The organism is Halobacillus sp. (genome assembly GCF_049282395.1).
GTDB lineage: Bacteria > Bacillota > Bacilli > Bacillales > Halobacillaceae > Halobacillus.
The window spans coordinates 1-24,149 of record NZ_JBAPTY010000048.1; the positions used below are offsets into that span (position 1 = coordinate 1).

General features: G+C 44.1%; 24 protein-coding genes and 1 riboswitch. Of the genes, 3 read left to right on the forward strand and 21 right to left on the reverse strand.

The window, feature by feature from the left end; translation table 11 throughout:
• The 14 genes from WAM07_RS02235 to WAM07_RS02300 form a co-directional block, all read right to left on the reverse strand.
• On the reverse strand, window positions 1-622 hold a 622-nt coding region (locus WAM07_RS02235), incomplete at its 3' end, for an ABC transporter ATP-binding protein (protein WP_422164407.1).
• 3 nt (window positions 623-625) lie between these two features.
• Entirely contained in the window at window positions 626-1,657 is a 1,032-nt protein-coding gene (locus tag WAM07_RS02240; protein ID WP_422164409.1) for a branched-chain amino acid ABC transporter permease, read from the reverse strand.
• Window positions 1,658-2,521 (reverse strand): branched-chain amino acid ABC transporter permease, encoded by an 864-nt coding sequence (locus tag WAM07_RS02245; RefSeq protein ID WP_422164411.1) that lies wholly within the window; start codon window positions 2,519-2,521, stop codon window positions 1,658-1,660. It lies immediately after the preceding gene.
• A gap of 92 nt (window positions 2,522-2,613) precedes the next feature.
• Window positions 2,614-4,284 carry a long-chain fatty acid--CoA ligase gene (locus tag WAM07_RS02250; RefSeq protein ID WP_422164413.1) on the reverse strand — a complete coding sequence of 557 codons (1,671 nt, stop codon included), beginning with the start codon at window positions 4,282-4,284 and terminating at the stop codon, window positions 2,614-2,616.
• A gap of 71 nt (window positions 4,285-4,355) precedes the next feature.
• A complete protein-coding gene (locus WAM07_RS02255; protein ID WP_422164445.1) occupies window positions 4,356-5,135 on the reverse strand; it encodes an SDR family NAD(P)-dependent oxidoreductase in 780 nt (259 codons plus the stop codon).
• Window positions 5,136-5,158: 23 nt separating this feature from the next.
• Complete coding sequence (locus WAM07_RS02260; RefSeq protein WP_422164415.1) at window positions 5,159-5,563, reverse strand: acyl-CoA thioesterase; 405 nt, start codon at window positions 5,561-5,563, stop codon at window positions 5,159-5,161.
• A 68-nt stretch (window positions 5,564-5,631) separates the two neighbouring features.
• On the reverse strand, window positions 5,632-6,201 hold the full coding sequence (locus tag WAM07_RS02265) for a TetR/AcrR family transcriptional regulator (protein WP_422164447.1): 570 nt from the start codon (window positions 6,199-6,201) through the stop codon (window positions 5,632-5,634).
• 72 nt (window positions 6,202-6,273) lie between these two features.
• Window positions 6,274-7,446: a thiolase family protein gene (locus WAM07_RS02270; protein ID WP_422164416.1), complete on the reverse strand. Its 1,173-nt coding sequence runs from the start codon at window positions 7,444-7,446 to the stop codon at window positions 6,274-6,276.
• 650 nt (window positions 7,447-8,096) lie between these two features.
• Window positions 8,097-8,870 (reverse strand): SDR family oxidoreductase, encoded by a 774-nt coding sequence (locus WAM07_RS02275; RefSeq protein ID WP_422164418.1) that lies wholly within the window; start codon window positions 8,868-8,870, stop codon window positions 8,097-8,099.
• Window positions 8,860-10,089, reverse strand: a complete 1,230-nt coding sequence (locus tag WAM07_RS02280; RefSeq protein ID WP_422164420.1) for an acyl-CoA dehydrogenase family protein — start codon at window positions 10,087-10,089, stop codon at window positions 8,860-8,862. Before WAM07_RS02280 ends, WAM07_RS02275 begins: the two co-directional genes overlap by 11 nt.
• A gap of 25 nt (window positions 10,090-10,114) precedes the next feature.
• Window positions 10,115-10,534, reverse strand: a complete 420-nt coding sequence (locus tag WAM07_RS02285) for a MaoC/PaaZ C-terminal domain-containing protein (protein ID WP_422164422.1) — start codon at window positions 10,532-10,534, stop codon at window positions 10,115-10,117.
• Window positions 10,531-10,965 carry a MaoC family dehydratase N-terminal domain-containing protein gene (locus WAM07_RS02290; protein WP_422164424.1) on the reverse strand — a complete coding sequence of 145 codons (435 nt, stop codon included), beginning with the start codon at window positions 10,963-10,965 and terminating at the stop codon, window positions 10,531-10,533. The genes WAM07_RS02285 and WAM07_RS02290 overlap by 4 nt, the downstream gene beginning before the upstream one ends.
• 18 nt (window positions 10,966-10,983) lie before the next feature.
• Complete coding sequence (locus WAM07_RS02295; RefSeq protein WP_422164426.1) at window positions 10,984-11,748, reverse strand: beta-ketoacyl-ACP reductase; 765 nt, start codon at window positions 11,746-11,748, stop codon at window positions 10,984-10,986.
• 22 nt (window positions 11,749-11,770) lie between these two features.
• Window positions 11,771-12,940: an acyl-CoA dehydrogenase family protein gene (locus WAM07_RS02300; RefSeq protein ID WP_224894995.1), complete on the reverse strand. Its 1,170-nt coding sequence runs from the start codon at window positions 12,938-12,940 to the stop codon at window positions 11,771-11,773.
• Between the two features lie 301 nt (window positions 12,941-13,241).
• A riboswitch (SAM riboswitch) is annotated at window positions 13,242-13,349 on the forward strand.
• Window positions 13,350-13,471: 122 nt separating this feature from the next.
• On the opposite strand from WAM07_RS02300, the gene WAM07_RS02305 reads away from it, so the two are divergent.
• Entirely contained in the window at window positions 13,472-13,630 is a 159-nt protein-coding gene (locus tag WAM07_RS02305; protein ID WP_422164428.1) for a Fur-regulated basic protein FbpA, read from the forward strand.
• Window positions 13,631-13,715: 85 nt separating this feature from the next.
• On the opposite strand, the gene WAM07_RS02310 is transcribed toward WAM07_RS02305, so the two are convergent.
• From WAM07_RS02310 to WAM07_RS02325, 4 genes are all read right to left on the reverse strand, one after another.
• Complete coding sequence (locus WAM07_RS02310) at window positions 13,716-14,108, reverse strand: ectoine synthase (RefSeq protein ID WP_014641798.1); 393 nt, start codon at window positions 14,106-14,108, stop codon at window positions 13,716-13,718.
• The gene (gene ectB / locus WAM07_RS02315; protein ID WP_422164430.1) at window positions 14,105-15,394 is read right to left on the reverse strand and encodes a diaminobutyrate--2-oxoglutarate transaminase; all 1,290 of its coding nucleotides are present in this window, start codon (window positions 15,392-15,394) and stop codon (window positions 14,105-14,107) included. The genes WAM07_RS02310 and ectB overlap by 4 nt, the downstream gene beginning before the upstream one ends.
• 15 nt (window positions 15,395-15,409) lie before the next feature.
• Window positions 15,410-15,922: a diaminobutyrate acetyltransferase gene (gene ectA, locus WAM07_RS02320; RefSeq protein ID WP_422164432.1), complete on the reverse strand. Its 513-nt coding sequence runs from the start codon at window positions 15,920-15,922 to the stop codon at window positions 15,410-15,412.
• A gap of 524 nt (window positions 15,923-16,446) precedes the next feature.
• Entirely contained in the window at window positions 16,447-17,274 is an 828-nt protein-coding gene (locus tag WAM07_RS02325) for a hypothetical protein (protein WP_422164434.1), read from the reverse strand.
• Window positions 17,275-17,480: 206 nt separating this feature from the next.
• Between WAM07_RS02325 and WAM07_RS02330 the strand changes: the two genes are divergently transcribed.
• Window positions 17,481-17,834 (forward strand): DUF4870 domain-containing protein, encoded by a 354-nt coding sequence (locus tag WAM07_RS02330; RefSeq protein ID WP_422164436.1) that lies wholly within the window; start codon window positions 17,481-17,483, stop codon window positions 17,832-17,834.
• 19 nt (window positions 17,835-17,853) lie between these two features.
• Here the strand turns inward: WAM07_RS02330 and WAM07_RS02335 are convergent, their stop codons facing one another.
• Window positions 17,854-19,908: a LuxR C-terminal-related transcriptional regulator gene (locus WAM07_RS02335; RefSeq protein WP_422164437.1), complete on the reverse strand. Its 2,055-nt coding sequence runs from the start codon at window positions 19,906-19,908 to the stop codon at window positions 17,854-17,856.
• 210 nt (window positions 19,909-20,118) lie between these two features.
• Between WAM07_RS02335 and WAM07_RS02340 the strand changes: the two genes are divergently transcribed.
• On the forward strand, window positions 20,119-20,388 hold the full coding sequence (locus tag WAM07_RS02340; RefSeq protein WP_422164439.1) for a hypothetical protein: 270 nt from the start codon (window positions 20,119-20,121) through the stop codon (window positions 20,386-20,388).
• A gap of 76 nt (window positions 20,389-20,464) precedes the next feature.
• Here WAM07_RS02340 and WAM07_RS02345 read toward each other — a convergent pair whose 3' ends face one another.
• Both WAM07_RS02345 and WAM07_RS02350 read right to left on the reverse strand, forming a co-directional pair.
• Window positions 20,465-22,486 carry a penicillin-binding transpeptidase domain-containing protein gene (locus WAM07_RS02345; protein ID WP_422164441.1) on the reverse strand — a complete coding sequence of 674 codons (2,022 nt, stop codon included), beginning with the start codon at window positions 22,484-22,486 and terminating at the stop codon, window positions 20,465-20,467.
• Window positions 22,487-22,881: 395 nt separating this feature from the next.
• Window positions 22,882-24,149 (reverse strand): Zn-dependent hydrolase (locus WAM07_RS02350; RefSeq protein ID WP_422164443.1); only part of this gene is annotated, 1,268 nt, incomplete at its 5' end.

Here is a 24,149-nt window from a genome sequence, read left to right on the forward strand (position 1 = left end):
GTTCAATTAAGCATACGGTAATGCCCCGTTTGACCATCTTTTCCATCAATGCTGCAAGTCCTTCTGTTTCTCCTGGATTGATCCCTGCAGTCGGTTCATCCAGAAAAACTACTTCCGGATCCGTAGCCAGTGCAAGTGCGAAAGCTACCCGTTTTTTCTCTTCCTGAGATATATTCACGGCAAGCTCATCCCTTACATGCGTCAATTCAACGAAATCCAGAACCTCCATCGCTTTGTCGCGGCATTTCTTCTCTTCTTGTTTATACGGTTTGGTTCTGAGTACTGCATCGAGCAGGTTAGACCTTGTCCGCAGCCGGTGTCCAACGATCACATTGTCAAGAACCGTGGACTGTTCGAAAAGGTTAGTGGTCTGGAACGTACGGGCTACCCCTAGAGACGCGATCTTATTCGGAGGCAGCTTCGTAATATCCTTTCCCTTATAAAAAACCTGCCCTGAACTTGGTGTGTGCGACCCGCTTACCAGGTTAAAGAATGTGGATTTCCCGGCTCCATTCGGACCGATAATGGCGTTAATCTTGCCCTTTTCAATTGTAAAATCTACTTCGTTAACGGCGACTAGTCCCCCAAACTTCTTCGTGAGCTGTCTGGTTTCGATAAACATGTTTCATCCCTCCTTCACTCTTTTCTCTTCATCTTCCTGCGACTGCTGAACATAAGAAGTCTGCTTTGACGGAACGGCTTTCTTTTTTCTCGATTGTCTCTTCATACGAAAATCAAGATATGCCCCTGCAATGCCCCTTGGATAGAAAATGATCAGTAAAGTTAAGAGGGGACCGAAGATAAGCATCCGATAGTCTTGCAAAAATTGAAGAGATTGAGAGACGCTGACAATAAGAAAGGTGCCTACAATCGGACCGGCAAGAGTTCCCAGACCGCCGACTAACAAGTAGGTAAGAAAATCAAAAATAACCGTGATGTATCCAATGTCAGGACCAATAAATCTGATAAATGAAGCATACAAGGCTCCCGCCAGACCCGCGAAAAACGTAGAAAGGACAAAGACGAGCAGCTTGTTTTTCATCGTAGATATCCCAATCGTCTGAGCCAGGTCTTCACTGTTTCGAATCGCTATAAAGGTACGTCCTGTGAGAGAATGGACAATCCGGTACATAACGAGAATGGTAGCCAGCAAGAAAAAGAGAATCAGGTAATATTGAGAGAGAGGTGTTTCGAACGATATGGGACCAATTGCTGTTGGAGCAGGAATTCCAATTAGTCCCCGCACGCCACCGGTCAGGCTGTCCCATTTATCGATCACCAAATAGATGATATACCCGACACACAGCGTATAGATGGCAAAAAAGTGTTCCCGGGTTCTCAACGCAACCAGCCCTACGACAAAACCAATGGCACTTGTAATGACACAGGCGAGTACGAGAGCAATCCAGTAATTTAGCCCTACTTTAACCGTCAGCAACCCTAAAGCATAAGCCCCAATGGCGAAAAACCCGGCGTGCGCAAGGGACAAATATCCGGTATAACCTGCCAGAAGATTCAGCCCATAAACCGCAATCATCCAGATGAAGGCAAGAGTTAACACATGAAGAAAGTAGTCATTTTTCGTGAGAAAAGGAAACACAACGGCCAGTAAAATGAAACCGATCATCCAGCCTCTTTTTTTTAGATAAGCTCCCATTTAGAAACCCTCCCTGGAAAAAAGACCTTTAGGACGAATGGATAGAATAATCACGAGAAGTAAAAAAGCAATGAGGTCTTTATAATCGTTAGAGATATAGGTGGCGCCAAGGCTTTCCGTAAAACCAAGAATATAACCGCCGAGAATAGCTCCAGGGATACTGCCCATTCCGCCAAGAATGATGATGACGAAGGCTTTCAGGATAACAAGGTGCCCCATTCCCGGAAAGACAAGATTAATCGGTGCCGATAAAGAGGCGGCAATAGCTGCCAATCCACCGGAAATCATAAACGTAAGCATCGCCACTTTATTTGTATTGATTCCGACTAAATTAGCTCCTTCACGGTTTTGCGCCATGGCAATAATGGTGGAACCAATGTACGTCTTTTTCAAAAACAGGTAGAGAAGAATCATGACCGCTATGGCTCCAATATTAATGAGTACACGCTGCATTGTGGCGGTCGTTCCAAAAAGGTTGATGACTTGTCCGTAAGGTGTGGTCATGGTCCGGTAGTCGGCTCCCCAGACCAATTGAGCAAATGCTTCGAGAAACAACAGCATACCGATCGCCGCTATTTTATCGTGGATCGGAGGAGCATTTCGAAGCGGGTGGAAAACCAGACGGTCCATAAGAACTCCGAGAAGTCCTACCACAAGAACAGAAACGGCCATGGCTATCCAATAATGAATTCCCCATAACAGCATCATGGTCAGAGTGATATAGGCACCAAGCATGTAAAGAGCACCATGGGCAAAGTTAGGAATGTGAAGGATGCCATAAACAAGTGTCAGTCCTAAAGCAACCAGACTATACACACTGCCAATTGTCAGCCCATTGAATAGCTGCTGCGTTAAAATATCCATTGAACTTCCCCTTTAACCAGATTTTGAAGTCCGGGAAGACCCGAGAAGAACAGCACAAGAAAACCCGGGTCCCAGACCAATTCAATCAATTGTTAACTGCGCTGCACCTTCTCCCTCTCCTGTTCCTGCAGTTTCCGCCACAAGATCTTTCCACTATTGGTTGTAGGGAATTCTTCTCTGAACTCCACCATTCTTGGATACTTATAAGCAGCCATCCGTTCTTTGGACCAGGTGATAATCTCTTCTTCAGTTACTTCTCCTTCATATCCATCATTTAAAATGACAAACGCTTTAATATTTTCACCTTTTCGAGGATCTGGCACGCCCACTACACAAGCTTGCTGAACAGCAGGGTGATCATACAGAGCTGATTCTACCTCGGTCGGCCAGACATTAAATCCAGAGGCGTTGATCATCCGCTTCACTCGATCGACAATAAAGAAGTAGCCCTCCTCATCACAGCGTCCAATATCCCCTGTCCGGAAAAATGACTTGCCGTCTATATCAATAAAAGCGCTTTCATTTTCATCCTCACGATTGTAATAGCCAAGCATAACTTGTGGGCCATTTACAATAATTTCTCCAATTTCCCCAATCGCTACTTCTTCATTGGTGGCCGGATCAATAATCCGTGAATCCACATTAAAGGAGGGAATGCCAAGGCATTGAAGTTTCGGACGGTCAGGTGGATTAAAATGGGTTTGAGCAATGGTCTCAGACAGTCCGTATCCTTCCACAAATTCAAGTTCTGTCAGATTGTAAAGCTTTTCGCCAAGTGCTTTTGGAAAAGAGGCTCCTCCGCCTGAAATGGCATAAAGCGAGCTCAGATCTTCGGACTTAACATCAGGATTGGCAAGGAAATCAACCAGCATGGTACTGATCGTCACCCAGTGAGTGCACTGCTGATCCCGAATAAGCTGGCGGGCTGCTTCGCGGTTCCACCTGGTCATAACGACCATTTTATTCCCACTGAAAATCGGCATCAGCATACTGTGAATCATTCCGGTCACATGGAATAATGGCAGGGTCGCTAACGTGCTTGAATCAGTAGTCGCGCGAGACCAGTGATAAGCCCCAACGGTATTCGCCTGGACGGTACGATTCGTATGCATACATCCTTTCGGCAGGCCGGTCGTTCCAGATGTGTAAGGAAGTACAGCTAAGTCATCGGCTGCAATCACTTGATCCTGTGGTTCTGTTCTGCGTTTAAGAGCCTCCACCCATATATGCAGATGGTCTCCTGTTAAAGATGCTCGTTCCGCAGACACTTCTGGCGGAAGATAATCTCCCAGTTCATTTCCTTTATAATCGGAATAAGCAGCCACAATCAGATTTTCAAGTGACGTGCTTTCTACTAACGGCTCGACTACTTCCATGAATTCCTGTCCAATTAAGGCATTTCTCATGGAACCATCCTTAATGTAAAATTCGAGTTCGTTTGTTTTCAGCATCGGATTAATCGGTACCACAACAGCTCCTGCTCTTAAGATGGCATAGTAGCCAATAATGAATTGGGGAGAATTTTGCATGAATAATAGAATTTTCTCCCCTTTGGTGACTTCTAAGTATTGCTGCAGATAACCAGCCAGGTTATCGACCTCTGCCAGAAGTTCCTGGTATGTCATCGTGGCACCATAATAATAAATCGCTTCGTGATCGGGGTAACGCGCTGCCGATACTTTAAGATTGTCGTAAATAGACGTTTCCGGCACGGTAATCGTTTTCGTTAATTTCGGCCAGAAATCATAGTGCTTCGTTTTCATGAAGATCTCTCCTTTTTCAATTCATATCCAAAGGCTTTTTGTAAGCGTTTTCTTATTTGGTCAAAGAGAAATTAAGTAATCATCCATCCGCCATCCACTAATAAATCTGATCCCGTCATATAGGAGGCTTCGTCTGAGGCAGCAAAAGTAATCACTTTAGCAATTTCTTCAGGACGTCCCACTCGACTGAGCGCCGTATTGCGCTGAATGGCTTCTTCAAATCGTTTATTCTTCAGTCCTTCTTCTGTCAGTGGAGTTTCCGCAAAGCCAGGGGAAACTGAATTCACCCGGATTCCATAAGGTGCAAACTCCAGTGCTAGTGACTTGGTAAAATTGATAACCGCAGCTTTGGATGAGCTGTAATGAGGAATCTTAGCTCCTGCTTTATGTCCAGATAAGGAAGCCACATTTACGATTGATCGATTGACATCTGCTTCATCCTTCTCCTTACCTTTGATCATGATACGTCCAAGTGCTTTCGAGACTAGGTAAACGCTTTTTAAATTCGTGTTCTGAATTCTGTCCCACTCCGATTCTTCCATATTAAGTATGGTAGAATTCCCTGAGGTTCCCGCATTGTTCACAAGAATGTGAAGGTCGCCTGCCTTCTGCTCAATAAAATCAGCCAGCTCCTGTACTTCCTCTTCTTTCGTCACATCCGCCTGAAAAATATCAGCTGCTGGTTCACTCAGGCCCTCATTAATCTGCTGAGCTGCTCGCTCGAGCTTAGATACAGTCCGTCCCACCAGAATAACTTGAGCCCCCTCGGAGGCAAGCCGGGCAGCCGTCTGTTCGCCAATTCCGCTCCCTGCGCCCGTTACCACAGCTATCGTACCTTTAAATCTAGAAATGATTACCCACTCCTTTCTCCTTATTAATTCTGAACAAGATGACTTTCAAGTGCGTCACGCAAATGTTGAGGGATCGTTTCACTTTTCTGCGCTTCATAATTAAAATGAACAACTACGGCTTCCGAATCTGCAATCCGCTCTCCTGTATCGGCTGCTTCTATGCGGTGAGTAAAGTAGAAGCTGCTGTTTCCAATGTGTGAGACCCAGGAAGACACGATCAATTCCTGCCCAAAATAGGCCTGACTGACGAAATCGCACTTCGTGGAAGCCAAAATGAACTGACCAGCCGAGTTCAGCTCCTCCGGTATAACTTCCTGAAAGAATTTCCCCCGGGCTTCCTCTAGATAAATGAAATAACTCGTATTATTTACGTGCCCAGCCATATCTGTTTCACAGAAACGGACTCTCACTCGTATTTCATGATTCAAGTTTCACCCTCCCTTCTAACCGGTTAGTATGCTTTGAATAAACCCTTTTAATAAGGGAAGCGATCACGTTAGTCGCTTTTATTAATTCCATTTAACAGGATCTCTACATAAATGTCTGTGAGTTCTTCAGCTGATACATCTCCCTCAGGGTTATACCAGTAATAACTCCAGTTTGTCATTCCTAGAATTCCACGCGTAACCATGTCGGCATGGAGGTCTTCCTGAAACTCTCCTTTACGTATACCTTCTTCCACAAGCTGCTGTAGATTTTTACGGAACTGATCTCTTTTTTCTACGTTCTGTTCCAGATATTTGGGTCCCAAATTACGCATTTCACGGAAAAAGATCCTCGCGCTTTTTTTCCGCTCGTTAATACTTTGCAGAACCATAAAAATCATCGCACGTAGCTTTTCCCTGGAATCCTTGGCCTCATCCTGAAGAATTTCATCCTGTTTTTTAAGGAGAAATTCAATAAAGTTTAAGTGAATCGTCGTTAACAATTCCTGTTTGTTGGTGAAATAATAATAGAAGGTACCTTTGGTGACTCCCAGTTCGTCCACGATTTCCTGAATCGACGTTTCCGTGAAGCCTTTTTTGTCAAATAGATGAATGCTGACATCAATCATTTTCTGTTTCATCACTGCATTGTCCTCTCGTTTAGGGATGATACGTTATTATAACATTCCTAAATCACACGAAAACGGCGGATTTCATCCACGTTCAAGAATCATGGCAATTCCTTGACCACCGCCGATGCAAGCTGTAACTAAAGCGTATTGACCTCCCCTTCGTTTCAGTTCATAAATGGCTTTAGTCGCAAGAATGGCTCCTGTCGCTCCAAGAGGGTGCCCGTGAGCAATCGCTCCTCCATTAACATTGACTTTCTCAAGATCCATCTCCATTTCTTTATTACAAGCAAGCACCTGCGCAGCAAACGCTTCGTTAATCTCGATAATGTCCATATCATCCAAACCAAGACCCGTTTGCTCCAATACTTTCTGAGTGGCAGGCACAGGACCGATTCCCATAATATTTGGGTCTACTCCGGCCACAGCGCAAGCCTTCACAGTGGCTAATGGAGTCAAGCCTGCTTCCTCTGCTTTTTCTCTCGACATAACCATCAGAGCCGAAGCAGCATCATTTAAACCAGAGCTGTTTCCGGCGGTTACCGTTCCTTCTTCAAGAAAAGCCGGACGTAATTTGGCCATGCCCTCTACGGTTGAATCAGGTCTTGGGTGTTCATCTACCTTAAATTCAATAGGGGCGCCTTTTCGAACCGGTATCTCAAGCGGTACGATCTGCTCTTCAAACCGCCCTTCCTCTATCGCCATCCCCATTCTCTGCTGGCTTTGCTGAGCGAATTGATCCTGTTCTTCTCGTGGAATGCTGTATTTCTCCGCAAGATTTTCAGCCGTAATTCCCATTGGAGGATCCCCAATTTCTTTTGGTGCAAGCTGTGATTTCTTAAACTTCGGAGGAACCGGGCTGAAAGCTCTTTCCGGGCGCTCCATCAAGTAAGGGGCCTGACTCATACTTTCCGTGCCGCCCGCCACATAAACATCACCGCTGCCTGCCCGAATGGCCTGCGCAGCGAGATAAATCGCATTGAGACCAGAGCCACATTGTCTGTCCACTGTTAAACCAGGAAGGTTAATAGATAGCCCAGACTGTAAAGCCGATAGACGAGCCACATTGCCGCCACCGCTTAACACGTTTCCCATGATCACATCTTCAATCATCTCCACATCTACTCCAGCTCGTCTGACTGCTTCCTTAATCACTTCTGCTCCAAGGACATGAGCTGGTACTTTGGCTAGCGTTCCTCCCTGTTTTCCTATAGCTGTTCGTACTGCTGATACAATAACCGCATCACGTTCTCTCATAATGTCACTCCTCTATTAATTGTCTCTCTTAAAATTCCATATTAATCTTCCAGTTAAGCTCCCGATACTTGAAGACTCAGTTTCGAGACAATTGGGTCCTTTACGTTAAATGGAGTAGGGATGGTTGGGAAATAAGTCGCTTTCCTGCGGGGGAACTGGCAAGCCTCCTCGGTCGTTTCAATCCCTGCGGAGTCTCGCCTCGCTCCTTCTCCCGCGGGAGTCTCCTCATTTCCCCACCCACCCAGCCATTTCATGTGAACGGACCCTTCCTGAAGAGAAAGGTTCTCCTACTTAATCTGGATTAAATGCTTTTATGACAGGATATTGCGGATAGTTACATCCTGAAATAGGTAGAAAAACACATGGTCTAATTCCTCATCACGCAGGTGATGTTTTAAGTGGTTTCGAGCTTCTGATTTGGCAAGGTCCGTAGGGGGATGATGAAGACTCCTGCGGGATCAACATGATCGGTGAGACCCCGTAAAGCGTTAGCTTGAGGAGGCTCAGCACATGCCCGCGGAAAGCGAATCATCCCACGCAGGACCTTCACGGTGAACCAATATCTCGAAACTGAGTCTTACAGTATCCGTCCCTATTGCTTAATAATGATCTTCATGAGAAATCAACAATAGCGCTTAACAGAGCTTTTTTTACATTGCATGTGTGCCGCCATCCACGATGATGACGTCACCTGTCACATGGTCAGAAGCCGCTGAGCTTAAGAAAATAGCCGCTCCTTTTAAATCATCTTCACTTCCGAATTTCCGTAAGGGTGTGCCTTCCAGAAAGGCATCTCCGCCTCTTTCCATAAGTACTTTGGACATCTTTGTCGGGAAAAACCCTGGAGCAATCGCATTCACACATATTCCCCGCGGGCCCCACTTGACCGCAAGATCCTTGGTGAAGGTAAGAACTGCTCCTTTACTTGAGTTATAGCCAATCGTGTCCATGTATTTTGGATCTGATCCTTTTAAGCCGGCGACAGATGAAATGTTAATGATTTTGCCTGACCCTTGCTCGAGCATAACTTTTCCTGCGATTTGAGACATGAGAAATGTCCCCGTCACATTTACGTTAAACACTTTCTGCCAGGCTTCAAGCGGCATTTCCTCTGCCGGAGCTCCCCAGGTCGCTCCGCTATTATTTACTAATATATCGATGCGTCCAAAATGATTGACGGTTTCGTCCACGACCTTCTGCATACTATCGGGATTCGTAACATCGCATTCAAAAGCAAGTGAGTCTACGCCAAGTTCTTTTAATTGGCTGCTTACTTCTTCGCAGGCATCCAGCTTACGTGAGCAAACCACAACGTGGGCACCTGATTCCGCAAAGCCTTCTGCGATTTGTTTACCAAGTCCCCGGCCTCCTCCGGTCACAATGGCCACTTTATCCGTAAGATTAAAAAGCTGTTTAGCGTGCATATTCGCCACTCCGATCCTGCGTCTTCTTAAGCTCATATTTAGCAACCGCGCGTCGATGGACTTCGTCTGGCCCATCCGCCAGTCGCAGCGTCCGGATATTTGCCCACTGCGACGCCAGTATCGTATCCTGGCTTACGCCCGCTGCGCCAAACGCTTGAATCGCCCGGTCAATGACTTTCAGCGCCATATTCGGAGCCACCACTTTGATCATGGCAATTTCCGCCTTCGCTTCTTTGTTTCCGACCGTATCCATCATATGAGCTGCTTTTAACGTAAGAAGCCTCGCCTGCTCAATTTCGATTCTTGAATCCGCAATCCATTCACGAATCACACCCTGATCAGCAAGCTTTTTCCCAAACGTTTCGCGCTCCTGCACCCGTTCACACATTTCTTCCAGCGCTCGTTCTGCTGCTCCAATCGTTCTCATGCAGTGATGAATTCGTCCCGGACCAAGTCTGCCTTGAGCAATAGCAAACCCTTTTCCCTCTCCCCAAATCAAATTGGAAGCAGGAACTCGAACGTCCGAAAACTCAATCTCCGCGTGCCCGTGCGGCGCATGATCGTAGCCAAAAACCGGAAGTGTCCGTTTAATCGTCACTCCTCTAGTATCAAGAGGAACCAGAATCATCGACTGCTGGTCATACTTAGGAGCATCCGGATCGTTTTTTCCCATAACAATACTAATCTTGCAGCGAGGGTCTCCTGCACCGGATGACCACCATTTCGTTCCGTTGATCACGTATTCGTCCCCGACCCGTTCTATACTCGTTTGTATATTCGTCGCATCAGAGGAGGCGGCATCCGGCTCTGTCATGGAGAAGCAGGATCGGATTTCTCCATCCAATAAAGGCCGGAGCCACTGATCCTTCTGTTCCTGAGTTCCATATCGCTCCAATACTTCCATGTTTCCCGTATCCGGAGCAGCACAGTTGAACACCTCTGGCGCGATACTCGATCGGCCCATAATTTCGCATAGAGGGGCGTACTCCAGGTTGGAAAGACCCGCTCCCCGTTCACTATCCGGTAAAAATAAATTCCACAAACCTGATTCTTTGGCCTTCCCTTTCAACTCCTCCATAATAGGCGGCACATCGGCAAAACGGTCCTGCTGGTTCAACTGTTCCTCATAAAGCGCTTCATTGGGATAAATATAGTCGTTCATAAAGGCATTCAATTTTTTCTGAAGATCTTTCACTTTATGTGAGTACTCAAAATCCATGAAATTGTCCCTCCATTACCCCGTTTTATGTAGCTGCTGTAATAAAACGCTTACAAAATACGATATTTCCTTTGATGACGTCCCTGCCATCCTGATTAGCGGCACGAACAGAGAAGGTCAAATCTTCTTCTCCTTGTTCATCAAGCACCGCATGTAGAGTAATCACATCGTTCAGAAAAACCATTCCTTTAAAGCGGATCGAATAGTCCTGGATAAAACCTTCCTCAAAATAAGGAGTAAACAGCTTCGCTAAGTTTCCCATCGTCCACATCCCGTGAGCAATAATCCCTGGAAGACCAGCCTTTTCTGCTTCCTCATCAATCGTGTGAATCGGATTGTAATCCCCTGAAGCACCCGCGTATTTAATAAGATCAAGCCTGGATACAGGAGGGAGTGTAATCACTTCGAGTGACTCGCCCACTTGCAAGTCCTTCAGTCCAGTCATACCGTCATCCCCTTTCGCACTGCTTCCGTGATAATAACCACCTGCTCTTCTGAGAAAATAAGCTTGCCTTCCGGATCTTCACCATACCTTTTCACTTTTAAAAATCCCATATTGCCGCTCTTACCGCTGCGTTCATAATAATCTTCTACTTCGGCGTAGCATAGAATCTCTTCTTCAACGAAAAGCGGCCGCTCATAATGATAGTTTTGTTCCCCATGAATCAACCCTTTATTCGGCAGGTACAACTCTTCAATTTCTCCGTAATCAAATACTCTTGGAAACGTCGGCGGCGCTATATTCCGGGAATAATTTTCTTCATCCGTATAAATAGGATGCAAATCTCCAATAGCTTCCGCGAATTTTTTCACGGCCCCTCGCTCTACTCTGTTTTTTACTTTTTCAGACCTTTTGCCAATCGTATGCTCAAACATAGTCAGCTTCCTCCCCTATTAGTCTTTAGGACCTCCGGCAACATAAATAACCTGTCCGTTTACAAACGACGAGCGCTCATCAGCATAAAAAGCAACGGCATTGGCAATATCCTCTGGTTTGCCGCTCCGGCCAGCCGGGATTTTCTCCACGCTTGCCTGTACCAGGTCCTCGAACGAAATACCGATTCGGGCAGCTGTTTCCTTCGTCATTTCAGTTTCTATGAACCCTGGAGCCACAGCGTTTGCCGTAATTCCGAACTTACCTAACTCAATCGCAAGGGTCTTGGTGAAACCCTGCAGACCAGCTTTTGCTGTTGCATAGTTTGCCTGTCCGCGATTACCTAGTGCAGATGTTGATGAAATATTGATAATCCGTCCATACTTATTTTCGACCATATATTTTTGTACTGCGCGTGCTGCGTTAAACGACCCTTTTAAGTGGACATCCATCACCGTATCCCAATCGGAATCGGTCATTTTAAACAGCATATTGTCACGAATAACCCCGGCGTTATTCACAAGAATATCAACCGATCCGAATTTTTCATGAACCTCCTGGACCGCGGCTTCAACTTGACTGAACTCTACGACGTTAGCTATTTTGCAGTAAATTTCAAAACCAGCTTCCTTAAATTCACTCTCAACTTCCTGTAATGCCTCTTCGTTCACATCAATAATTGCTACATTAGCTCCTTCTTCCGCGAAACGACGGGCAATTCCTTTCCCGATCCCACGGCTCCCTCCTGTTACAAATGCGGTTCTACCTTCAAACTGATTTCCCATGTCCATTTTCCTCCCTTGATATCTAGCCGATTTTTACATGACCTTTTAATAGATTTCTGGAAATAATTAATTTCTGAATTTCGTCCGTTCCGTCATAAATCCTCCATAGTCTAGCTTCCCGGTACCAACGCTCGATTGGAAGCTCTCTTGTGTAACCCATGCCTCCATGGATTTGAAGTACACGGTCTACCACGTTATTCCCCATGGTTGCTCCGTACAGCTTAGCCATTGAAGCGTAGTGACGATTATCCTCTCCGTTGTCGAGCGTAAAAGCAGCGTTCAATACAAGCCATTTGGCTGCTTCGATCTCTACCGCTGAATCGGCAATCTGCCACTGAATAGCCTGTCTGGTTCCAATCGGCTTTCCGAAAGTCTCCCGTTCATTGGCATAATCAATCGCCATATTCAGTAACCGTTCCGCCGCTCCCACGGCCCTTGCCCCGACAACCCAACGGGCAAAGCCAATCCATTCAAGTCCGAGTTCGTATCCTCGGTCGATCTCACCTAAAATATTTTCTTCAGGAACCCGCACATTATCGAAAACAAGCGCTGCCGGTCCCCACTCGCCCATGGTGTGGATATATTCTGATTTCCACCCCATAGACCGGTCTGCAATAAAGCAGGTCACTCCTTCTCTCCCACCTGAGGATTGATGAAGTTCTTTGTTGGTAACCGCAATGACCATTACAAAGTCCGCTTCGTTTCCGCCGGTGATGAATGTTTTTTCACCGTTTAAAATCCATTCATTTCCTTCTTTAACAGCCGTCATCCTGATATTACGTGTATCAGAACCTGCTCCTGGCTCTGTCATGGCAAAGCAGGATTTTAACTCGCCGTTGATCGTAGGGATCAGGTATTTCTGCTTCTGCTCCTCATTTCCGTAATACAGAATGTTGTCAGCTGAACCGCCAAACTGAAAGGGGACGAACGTCCGTGCTACTTCCATCTGCACAATGGCAAGCATCATTTGTCCAAGATCTGCCCCTCCATATTCCTCCGGCGTATTAATCCCCCAAAATCCAGCTTCCTTCGCCTTCATCTGGAGCTCCTTCATCTTGCCTTCAGGAAGGCTCGGCTTTCCTTCCCGCTCGTTGCGCAGCACATCATTTTCTAAAGGAATTAATTCTTTTTCTACAAATTTACGAATGGTCTTTTTAACCATTTCCTGTTCTTCTGTTAATCGCAAATGCATACCACTATCCCCAATCTTTGTTATTTTAAAAAGATGGACAACCAACATACCTACTGGTTAGTATGTTTAGTTTTATATTATTTTAAATTTTCGGAAAATACAACACTTATTGCATAAAATCTGGATGTGATTTCCGAAAGGATGATGATTATTGTAATCTTTCGATTTTGTTCATTCTATATCAAGTAAATTCGTCATTTTTCGCATATTGATTTTGAAAAAATTCGAATTGATTCTTCCAAATATGGTTAACAGATTCTGTTATCGGGTACATGTTAAATCGTGTACCTTAAAACTGAATTCCTTATAACGAGCCGGGGGAGGAAACTGGTCTTTTGATCCCGCAGCAACCTCTATGAAAGCCATAGAAGGTGCTCCTTCCAGCAGACTATAGTCTGAAAGATAAGGAGAGGACGATGAACGCACAACCTCTTCTCAGTAGAAGGGGTTTTGTTTTGTTGATATATCTTAATAAGTTTATAGATTCAGGTAATGTTATATTTTTTTTCATAAAAAAAGGAGGAATCATCAATGTCCAGACTTCGAGATGCCGTGATTCAGCGCAGGAACTATCTAATCTGCCAACTAATTCAAACTCGTAATTACAAATATAAACGAAAGCACCTTTTAAATATGCCACTGGAAAACTTGGAAAGTGAATATGATCTTCTTAGGGATAAAATTGGTTAAAAAAGTATTATTTTTTAATAGATTCGCCCCTTTCCATTAAAAAGAGCGCCTGGAAGTGATATCACTTCCAGGCGCTCTTCATTTTTTATTTACTTTCTTCCGGCAGGCGATAAACACCTTCTTCATCATGTACTTCATTTCCTACAAGCGCAGGATTGAATACACAAACAACACGGAAATCCGTTTTCGCACGCAAATAGTGTTTCTCATGTCCATCGAGGCAATACATCGTACCCGGTTTTATCTGATATTTCTTCCCATCTTTAAGCGTTTCAATCTCAGCTTCTCCTTCAATGCAGTACACCGCTTCAATATGATGCTTGTACCAAATATACGTTTCTGTGCCGGCGTAAAGCACCGTATCATGAAGGCTGAATCCTACATTATCATCCTTTAGAAGGAACCTTCGGCTTTTCCAATTATCGTCTTTTACTTCGCGTTCTGTTCCGATTAGATCTTCAAGTTTTACTACATTCATACTTTTGCTTCCTCCTTGCCTAGCACGGCTTTTATGCTTTCTTCAATAATATCTAAACCTTTAGAGATACCTTCTTCGTCGATTATTAACGGAGGCAGCATCTTAAGAACTTCATCATCTGGTCCGGATGTTTCAATAATCAGACCCTTTTTGAAGGATTCAGCGGCAATTTGCCCTGCCAGTCCTTCTTTTTTACTGGCGATCCCGAGCATCAATCCGCGCCCGCGAACCTCACCTTCCAGTTCCGGATAATCTTTTACAAACTGGTACAGGCGTTTTTGGAAAAGTTCACTCTTCTCTTCGATCGATTCACTGAATTCATTCGTTTTCCAATAATCTAATGCCTCTGTTGCTGTAACGAAGGCCAGGTTGTTCCCACGGAATGTACCGTTGTGTTCACCTGGACCCCACTGGTCATACTCAGGCTTGATCAAGGTAATCGCCATGGGCAGTCCGCTTCCACTGATCGACTTGGACAGGCACACTACATCTGGTGAAATTCCTGCTTTTTCAAAACTAAAGAATGTACCTGTGCGCCCACATCCTGCCTGCACATCATCTACAATCAGCATGATATCCAGACGACGGCACAGTTCTTCCACTTTTTTCAGCCATTCGAAGCTTGCTGCATTAATTCCGCCTTCTCCCTGAACGGTTTCCAGGATAATAGCAGCTGGAAGATCAATACCGCTTCCGCCGTCCTGAATCATTCTTTCAAGGTAATCCAGGGAATCGTAGCCATCCATGTAATCGTCGTACGGCATCGCCATGCTGTAAGTTAGCGGAATTCCAGCTCCGTGACGTTTAAAGGCATTTCCGGTAACGGAAAGCGCACCGATCGTCATGCCGTGGAAGGCATTCGTAAACGTGACCACCTTTTCACGGCCGGTTACTTTTCTGGCAATTTTAAGTGCACTCTCAACGGTATTGGTGCCTGTAGGACCAGGAAACATAATTTTATAGCTCATATTTCTCGGCTCAAGAATAACTTCGTTAAACTTTTTCAAAAACTCAGCCCGGGCATTTGTCGCCATATCCAGACTGTGTAGCAATCCATCACTTTGTATATATTCAATCAGCTTTTGCTGCATAGCATCATCGTTATGTCCATAGTTCAGGGCTCCTGCACCTGCAAAAAAGTCAATGTAGGAGTTGCCATTCCCGTCCCACATTTGATAACCCTTAGCTTTTTCAAATGTAGTTGGAAAACTGCGGCTGTAGCTTCGAACTTCTGATTCAAGATTTTCAAAAACACTCATGTCCGTTTTTTGATTAGAATTAGTCATTAAAAGTAGGTCCTCCTAGTTTTTTAGTGGTCCAATTTTGAACGTGTTCTCTTGCTCATGGTCCTCCCCCGGGAAATCGTCTTCCTCAAAACAAACACTGATATCACAAGGCACTTCTTTCTTCTTGGCAAAACCCTTAAATAATTGTTGGGAAGGTTTGTTTGAAGGGGAAACTGTAGCTTCTATATAGTTCACATCTTCATGACGCTCCACAATATGATCAATCATCCTAGTAGCAAGTCCTTGCCCCCGCTCCGATTCAGCTACCGCCACCTGCCAAATAAATAAGGTATCTGGTGAAGATGGATTGATAAATCCTGAAATAAATCCAACCGTGTTTCCCACATCCTTTACTACTACTGAGGTATCGCTGAAAAATTCGCACCACAACAGGTAGCTATAAGAGGAATTCAAGTCAAGAATGGGGATATTTTCAATCATTTCATACACTTCTGCTCCATCTGATTTCTCTGGTTCATAAAATTGATATTTTTTTACTTCCTTTGTAGTTGTTGGAATTGATATCACCTCAAAAACTTATTTTTTCTGAAAGTTCTGGCAAGTGCACAATTAGACACTAATAAAGGAGCGCAAATAAGTCAAAGCCGCTCAATAGCGGTTTTTTGGGCAATGAGGTGATGACACGTGCTTGATGGTAAATTTTAGTGTCAATGCTTTAGCAAAGCGCCTCATAAGTCCTTATCCTCTGCTTCTTAAAAAAATACATTGGAAAACCCTTGATACACATAGACTCTAGACCATTTGTACTATTTACGAAAAACCATATTAAATTGATAAAAAGGTCTTAAACAGGTGCGGGGACGTTTTTCACCGTGTTTCAGTATGAAAAGTGAACTTCTTTTATGGGATTCATTAAATTTTTGAGAGTATAAGTCTTTGTGCTCTCACACAAAAAAGAGACTTCCTGTCTTATTAAGAAAGTCTCTTTTTTCCGATATCACTAGAGGACGAACAGTGCTGAATACTTTGCTGGAAAACTCCTATAGCGAAACAATTATTGTAGATGGGCTACACACCTTTAACCTTTTTCTTTACCTCCGAAGTTCTAAATCTGAAATCTGAAAGCTGGCCTCTCCTTGATCCTGTTGCACCTTCCAGCTGGTCATCACTTGATAGTCTCCTAAATCCCCGACTTCCCAGGTCGATTTTTCTCCTTCACTTGTCACTTCATATGTGTAAGTATCCATTTTCACTTCTCCAATTGTCTTCTTATCCTTGCCGAGTTTTGATACCTTCACACCCGGATATTCGGTCTGGTTTTTCAGGATATTCGTCACTTCCGTGCGATCTGTCATGTTAAAAGGCATTAATAGCATCATCACATAAGACTGTCCTGCCATCTGAAGCATTTCGCCTTCCATTCGCTCTCCTCCGGCAACCATGCGTTTCGTTTCACCTTCACTGGTTACCCACAGCTCTATAGCCTCTCCTGATCCTCCATCTTCTTCCATGTTAACTTTAATATGGTTCGTTACCTCCCCATTCACTTCTTCTTCGCCAACTCTTTGCATCGTAATCTTTAAACTGCTTCCAGGGGAATCAAAAGAATAGGATATAAGAGAGAACTTATCCATAATATCCGTAAACCCTTTGATTTGCTGGAGTTTACTCACATCCCACTCTGCTTCGGTTTCCGTACTTTCGCTCCCCTCCCCCTCACTGCTTTCTGTATTAGTATTCGTCACTTCGCTTACTTCCTCCGTACTGTTTTCTTCATCCATTCCCTCTCCACTGGCTTCTTCTACGGCTTGATCATTGTTTTCCTTTTCATTCGTATTGTCCGATCCACCGCATCCAGAAAGTACCCACATAAACATCATGGCGATTGAGATAAAGCGAATGAATACCGGCAGCCTCATTAAGACGCCCTCCTTTTTAATTGCCTTTACCTGTCCGTCTCTTTCTTATTAAGCTTACCAAGCAAACACGAGAAGAAAAATTATACCCCAGTATAGTTTTTATGGATCCATCGAAAAAATTATACCTAGGTATAATTTCTTTTGGTGACCATCCGTATTACCTTTAAAGTACAGTATTTACATTAAACAGAAAGGCGGGCGACATGATGGATTCACAAAATGTTAAAAATAACAGCGGAATTGCAAAGGATATTGAAGACAATAAGGTCATTGCCATCTTAGCGTATCTTGTTTTTTTTCTCCCTCTCTTGGCCGCTAAAGATTCAAGATTTGCCATGTATCATGGAAACCAGGGGTTTCTTTTGTTTCTGTTGCTACTAGCTGTTAATACAGTGGGAACTGTAGTTCCAATCCTCGGCTGGCTGATCATTCTTCCTATTGGAAATCTTTTAATTTTAGCTCTATTGATTATGGGAATTATCAATGCCTCCAAAGGGGAAGAGAAATCCCTTCCTGTCATAGGAAAATATACAATTATTAAGCCTCCGGAATCTCATTAATTCATGTCTTGGAAGAGCTTTAAAGGTAAGGGGACATTTCCATAATTCTTTTCATAAGCTGGGTTCGGTTTTTGACCTGAAACTTTTTCAGAATGCTGCCCACATGTTTTTTCACGGTAATTTCAGTAATATGCAGCTGCTCGGCTATGGCTTTATTAGAAAGTTCCCCGTGAATACTCAGCAGGATTTCTTTTTCCCGTTTCGTTAACTGATGACGGTCTGCGACATGAAGCACATGATCTTTCTCAAGAGAAACAGTCTGTGAAAATTGTTTTAAATACTGAATTAAACGAGGTCCTCTCACATCCAGTAGAAATGTTGGAGAAGGCTGATCAGGACCAAAATCATAATGAGTAGCATTCGGAACCTTTTCGAATCCAAAAGCCTGAGTTAATTGCTGAAAGAAAGGAATGGGGGTAGAAGTAATGATTCTGCCCCCGGACAATAAAAGTGGAAATAAACTGTACAAGAGAAAAGACCGTGTATGACTATCTTCCGGATTTAAACAATCCAGCATGCGAATAAACCACCCTGAATAAGAATCTTCATCTACACGGTATTCTTCTTCCTCTTCCTTGGATAACTGCCTGAAGTAAGCCCGGGAAACCGGCTCTTTTTTTAATTGTTCAATGGTGTGCTTATTAATCGGCACAATAAGGGAAAGTCCAACCATTTCTCCTTCCTCGTTTTTTACAATCCTGCCCACGTTGAACCCTAGTTTTCTTACATACTCAGCTCCTATAAGGTCATTTTCCTTTTGATTATGTTCAGCGGATACATAGTAGTGGTAAGTTGTGTCTGTCTCCCGGTTATAGTAATGTGCTACACTGTCTTGATCGTAGCGGTTTCTTTTCTGAAAATATTCTTCTACTTCTTTGAAATTATGTGCCCCGACAGGTTCAATATATTTTTTCTGTTGGTCTTTTTCCTGAAAAAATGCAGAACGGATCACCTCTTCACCAAGGTGGTAAAAATATTCGGCAATCTCCCAGGTAGAACTCTGATTTCGATTAATTTGCTGAAGATAATAGGAAGCACTCCGCCTTTTTAAAGACTCATAGTGTTCAGGTGTACGCTCTTGTATATTTAATATAATGGCTGATCTGATAATTTCGTGGATGCCCCATCCATGATTGGTGCGGTTCACAAAGGATAGAGAGGTGAGCCTGGTAAAAGCAGTGGTAGTCGTTCTTTCATCTAAAATGAAATTAAGGGTAGCTTGATCAAAGTGACGCAGTATGGCGGCCGCTTCTAACAGTCGCTGAAGCTCTGGGTCGTTTACTTCGCTCAGCCACTTTGAGGTGAGATAGGTGAGAATCTCTTGCTTTTCGTGAGGATGATGATCTGTATCTTCTTTATTGCCGTAAGCCATTGCCGATAGGGACAAGGTAAGTGGATGCCCATTGGTAAAGCGCCAATAGTCCTGGATATCCGAGTGTTTCGTTACGCCTGCCTTACTCAAATATAATCGCGTCTGATCATAGGTAAAGGCTGATAGTTTCACTTGCGTTATGATGGACCGCCAGGCGGGTGACTCCATCCATCCAGCTGTCAGAGGATGGCGGCCGGCAAGAATGATCGAAATTGATTCAGGGAGAGATCTGAGAAAGACTTCACGGAACCAGCGGTCCAGTGAGCCTATCTTTTCATAAGTATCTACAGCTATAATAATTCGGTGGTTTTTAGAAGATTCTTTTAACATATGCAGGCACTGATTAAGAGGGGTTTCATGAGATTTGGAGAGTTTCAGGGACAATTTGGCATCTAATTGAAATAATAACTGCTCGGCAAGCATGGATGGGGACTGGGCAAAATCCTCACTATCCAACCCCAGGAAAACCATTCCATCCAGGCGTTCTGCCAGGCGTTGAAACGCATGAATCAAGAAAGTTTTACCAATCCCTCCCATGCCATAAACATGTACAATGCGTTTTGTGTCCTTACTGCTTTCAATAAAGTCACGAAAATACTGAAGTTCTCTACCTCGGCCTACAAACTGGTCATTTTCCAATTCCATAAGAGTGGTATTCCATTCTTCCTCACGCAGTTCTTTATCCGCATTGGATAACCACATATCCAGCCCTCCATTGTGAAGTACACTTCAAGGCCTTATCATTTCATAAAAAAGGTAAAAAGACCTGTAGTGCCTTTTTCTTTCTATACTATAAATTTACCACATTTTTCTGTTCCCTTTAGCAAATGAACGTAATTTATTTGATGATTCCCCGCTAAAACAAATTCATATGTTATTCGTATATTGATTTGAAAGGTAGGGTTGAAATCTTTGAAAGTATTAGAGACTATCTTATTTATCCCAGCCACCATCTCTCTAAGCATCTCTTTATTTGTTCAAATTGACTTCCTGATTATGATCACTTTATTTGGAGGGATCGGTTTCTCCGTTTTACGATTCGTACGTACATATGACCAAAGAAAATACCAGTGGCTGGGAAACCCGGATACTAAGTACTACTCATCTTCTCATAGGGGTGAATCATTCAACATGGACGAGGAAATGGATATTGGCGGAGATTATGGTGTAGGCGATAACTAATCGATTAACGCAGCAAAAGTAAAAAGATTCCCTCGCTATGCAAAACGAGAGAATCTTAGGTAACAAACAGCTAAAATCAGCGCATTTCCTTAAATACATTTTTCACTTTAGGAACAACGTAGTGGCTGCCGCCCTCGACATCCTCGATCATCATAGAAACCATCAAATCAGGGTTCTCCGTATCCCACGCAATAAACCAACCGTTCTCTTGCGCATTTTCTTGATCAAGAGATTGTTTTAACTCGGCCGTTCCGGTTTTTCCTGCGAGTTCAAGCCCTTCTACCTGCGGCTCGTACCCTGTGCCATTTTCATTTTCGACTACTGCTTGCAGTGATTCGCGTACAGTAGAAGCCGTTTCCGGACTCATGATATTTTCGTGCCAGGCCTGACCATTTTCCTCATTATTCATTAGAACGGGTTTTAGCATCGTACCTTCATTCATAAAAGGGGTGTAAGTCATGGCCAAGTGCAACGTACTCATTTGAACTTCCCCCTGACCGTAACCTGTATCGGCAAGCAGCGGTTCGTTGCTTCCAAACGAATCTCCATTCAGAATCTGTGAAGAACTTATTGGATAGGCTAGCGGGATGTCTTCCCCAAAACCAAAATCCTTCGCCTGCTCTAAAAAAGTTTCTCCGCCGATATCTAAAATGGAACGTGCAAAATAAATATTATCTGAGCGTATGAGCGCATCACGCAGATTCACTTGCTTCTCTTCGTTGGCTCCTGGAACCCGCGTCACCGAATATCCGCCCCATCCTTCCTCGCTGTAAGTGCGCTCAGGGATCGACATTTCTGTTACTGGGTTGATTGTTCCGGATTCAAGACCGATCGAAGCTGTAATCGGTTTGAACGTCGAGCCCGGAGAATAGGTTTTAGTAAATTTATTCACAAGCGGCCGATCAGAGTTTTCTGTCAACTCTTTTCTACGCTCCTGACTCATTCCTAAAACGAATTGGTTAGGATTATAGGACGGAGCGCTCACAAGAGCACTCACCTCTCCGGTAGAAGGATTGATCGCGGTAGCAGAACCGGAGTCTCCTTTTAATTGGTCATACACCGATTTCTGCACATCAGTTTGGATCGTAAGGGTAAGATCCTCTCCATCTGAAGCAGGCTTTTCAGCCAGTACCTCTTTCACCTCGTTATTTTCATCTAAGATCGAAACTTTACCACCCGGTGTGCCTCTCAATTGTTGCTCCATCACTCTCTCAAGACCAGTCTGTCCAACCTTATCATTGGAAGTATAGCCTTCACCTTCACGCTCTTTCAGTTGTTCAGCTGTAATATCGTCCACATAACCGGTCAGATGAGCGGCGGCTTTGCCCAGTGGATAAACTCGTGCATTGTCAATCTCATTAAATTGGGTCCCGGATAATTCTTTAATGGCAGCAATTTTTTCTTCATCATCATTAGCCACCGATCCTATAGGTACATAAGAGTCAGCCTTCACCCAGGACTGGTTTAGCTTTTGTTCGATGCTTTCCACAGAGATGTTCAAGATCTCTGACAGACCATCTTTCGCTTCCTCTTCGTCGCCTTCCATTCTAGACGGTACCAGTCCAACTTCTTGAATAGTACCATTCACGGCAAGTCCTTCTCCATCCTTGCCGAAGATCTCTCCCCGTTCAGGAGAGAGGGTTTCCGGATAAATGGTATCGCCCTCTTCCATTCCTGCAAAGATCATGGAAGGATTCCACTTTACTGCCCACCGCATATTATCATCATCTTCTTCAAATACAAGTTCCGCTTCATGCGAAAAATTGATCGTTCCGGCCATGGAATCCATGCTAGCCTCATAGGCAAACGTTTGAGTTTCCTCCTGATCATACTCTTGTTCTTCTTCAGGCAGACTATATGTAACTTTTAATTCACTTACATTAATGTCTTTGTATATTTTCTTGTACCTCTCTGTAAACTCTGCTTCGCTTATCTTCTCTTTAGAGTCCTCTCCCAGCAGTCCGTACATTGTTCCATATTCTTGATTTTCCCACGCCGCCATATAGCCCTTGAACGTTTCTTCCGGACTCGGCTGTTCAGAACAGCCTGCAAGACCTATGAACGCAAGAGAAAGAATAATAACCTTTAGCCACTTCATTGATAGCTGCCTCCTTCTAGACAAAATAGGACAAATCCCATCTTAATAGTAGATATTATATCAAAATTCTGACGATAACGTGGGAACCACAACCTATCAATTGGAAATTCCCCCCTCTTTATTTGGATCGATAGTGAACCTATCTGCTTATAAGAACTCTACGATAGTGTTTAAGTTCACTAAACTATTAAAATAACAAGCTCTATTAAATGCTGTTGTTTATTTTTTCAGAAAAAGTTTATTAAGCTATGGGGCCGGATTGTGTAACTCAGTTTCGAAATATCTCGAAACTGAGTTACACAAACGGGAGCTTATGTGTAAGATCAACACTGCGATTTAAAAGAGCCAGAATAAAAAAGAAGTCCCCATTAAGGGAACTTCCATAAACCACACGTTTAAGTTAATGACTCGATATATGATTTCAGGACATGCACTCCCTGAACACAATCATTCAGTGAAGACCATTCCTCCGGAGTATGGCTTACACCGTCTTTACTATTAACAAACAGCATAGCAACAGGCAAATAATGACCAACAATCAAAGCATCGTGCCCGGCTCCGCTTGGCAGCTCCATTGGCTCAATACTGTGCTGCTCTAACGCCTGACCCAGCTTTTCCTTTAAGTGATCAGGAATCGGTACAGGATCTACTTTCAAGGTCTGACGAAAGCGGTATTCCACCCCAAACTCTTTTGAAATCCGTGCCGCTTCTTTCTCAATCCGTTCAATCAATTGGTTTCTAGTTTCTTCGAAGATATCACGAACATCGACATTCAAAGCAACTTTTCCAGGAATAACGTTAATTCCATTCGGATATACATTCAGCTTCCCTACAGTTGCTACGGCAGATTCACTATATTCCTTTGGAAGATCATAAATATTCCTAATAAATTCTCCAGCCGCTACCAACGCATCTTGACGCTCCGTCATAGGCGTGTTCCCAGCATGACCAGCTGCTCCAATGAAATCAAATTCCAGCCAGCTCGGGCCAGCAATTCCTTCGACAATACCAACTGGCAGGTTATTCTGTTCCAGTCTCTTTCCCTGTTCAATATGGACTTCCACAAATGTCTCGATCTCTTCTAAATTTCGAACAGCACCGGCAAAGGTTTCACTAGAAAGCCCAATGCCATTCATGACTTCCTCAAAGCTTTTCCCTTCCTGGTCTGTTAGTTCTCCTTGCAGTTCAATATCAGCTGTTCCTGTCATGGCACGGCTCCCAGTGAGACCACTGTTGAAGCGCGCTCCTTCTTCATCAGAAAAAATAACCACCTCGTAAGGAACGCCAGGCTGATACCCCTTTGCTTTCCACGCCTCTACCACCTCAAGAGCTGAAAGCACTCCAAGGGGTCCGTCAAAGTGGCCACCGTTAGGTACACTATCCAGGTGTGAACCGCTTAAAACGGCGGGTTTCTCAGGATCTTTACCTTCTAAACGACCGAATATATTCCCAGCTCCATCCTTAGATATCGAAAGCCCCGCTTCCTTCATCCACTCGATAGCCAGCTCTTTAGCCTGCTTTTCTTCTTGAGAGAAGCCAATGCGCATGCTTCCTCCATCGTCTGTTAATCCGATCTCAGACAGGAGATGCAGGCGCCTGGCCAGGCGGTCTCCGCTTACGCCATCATAATCATAACGATTATCGTAATCCTTGACTAATTCTT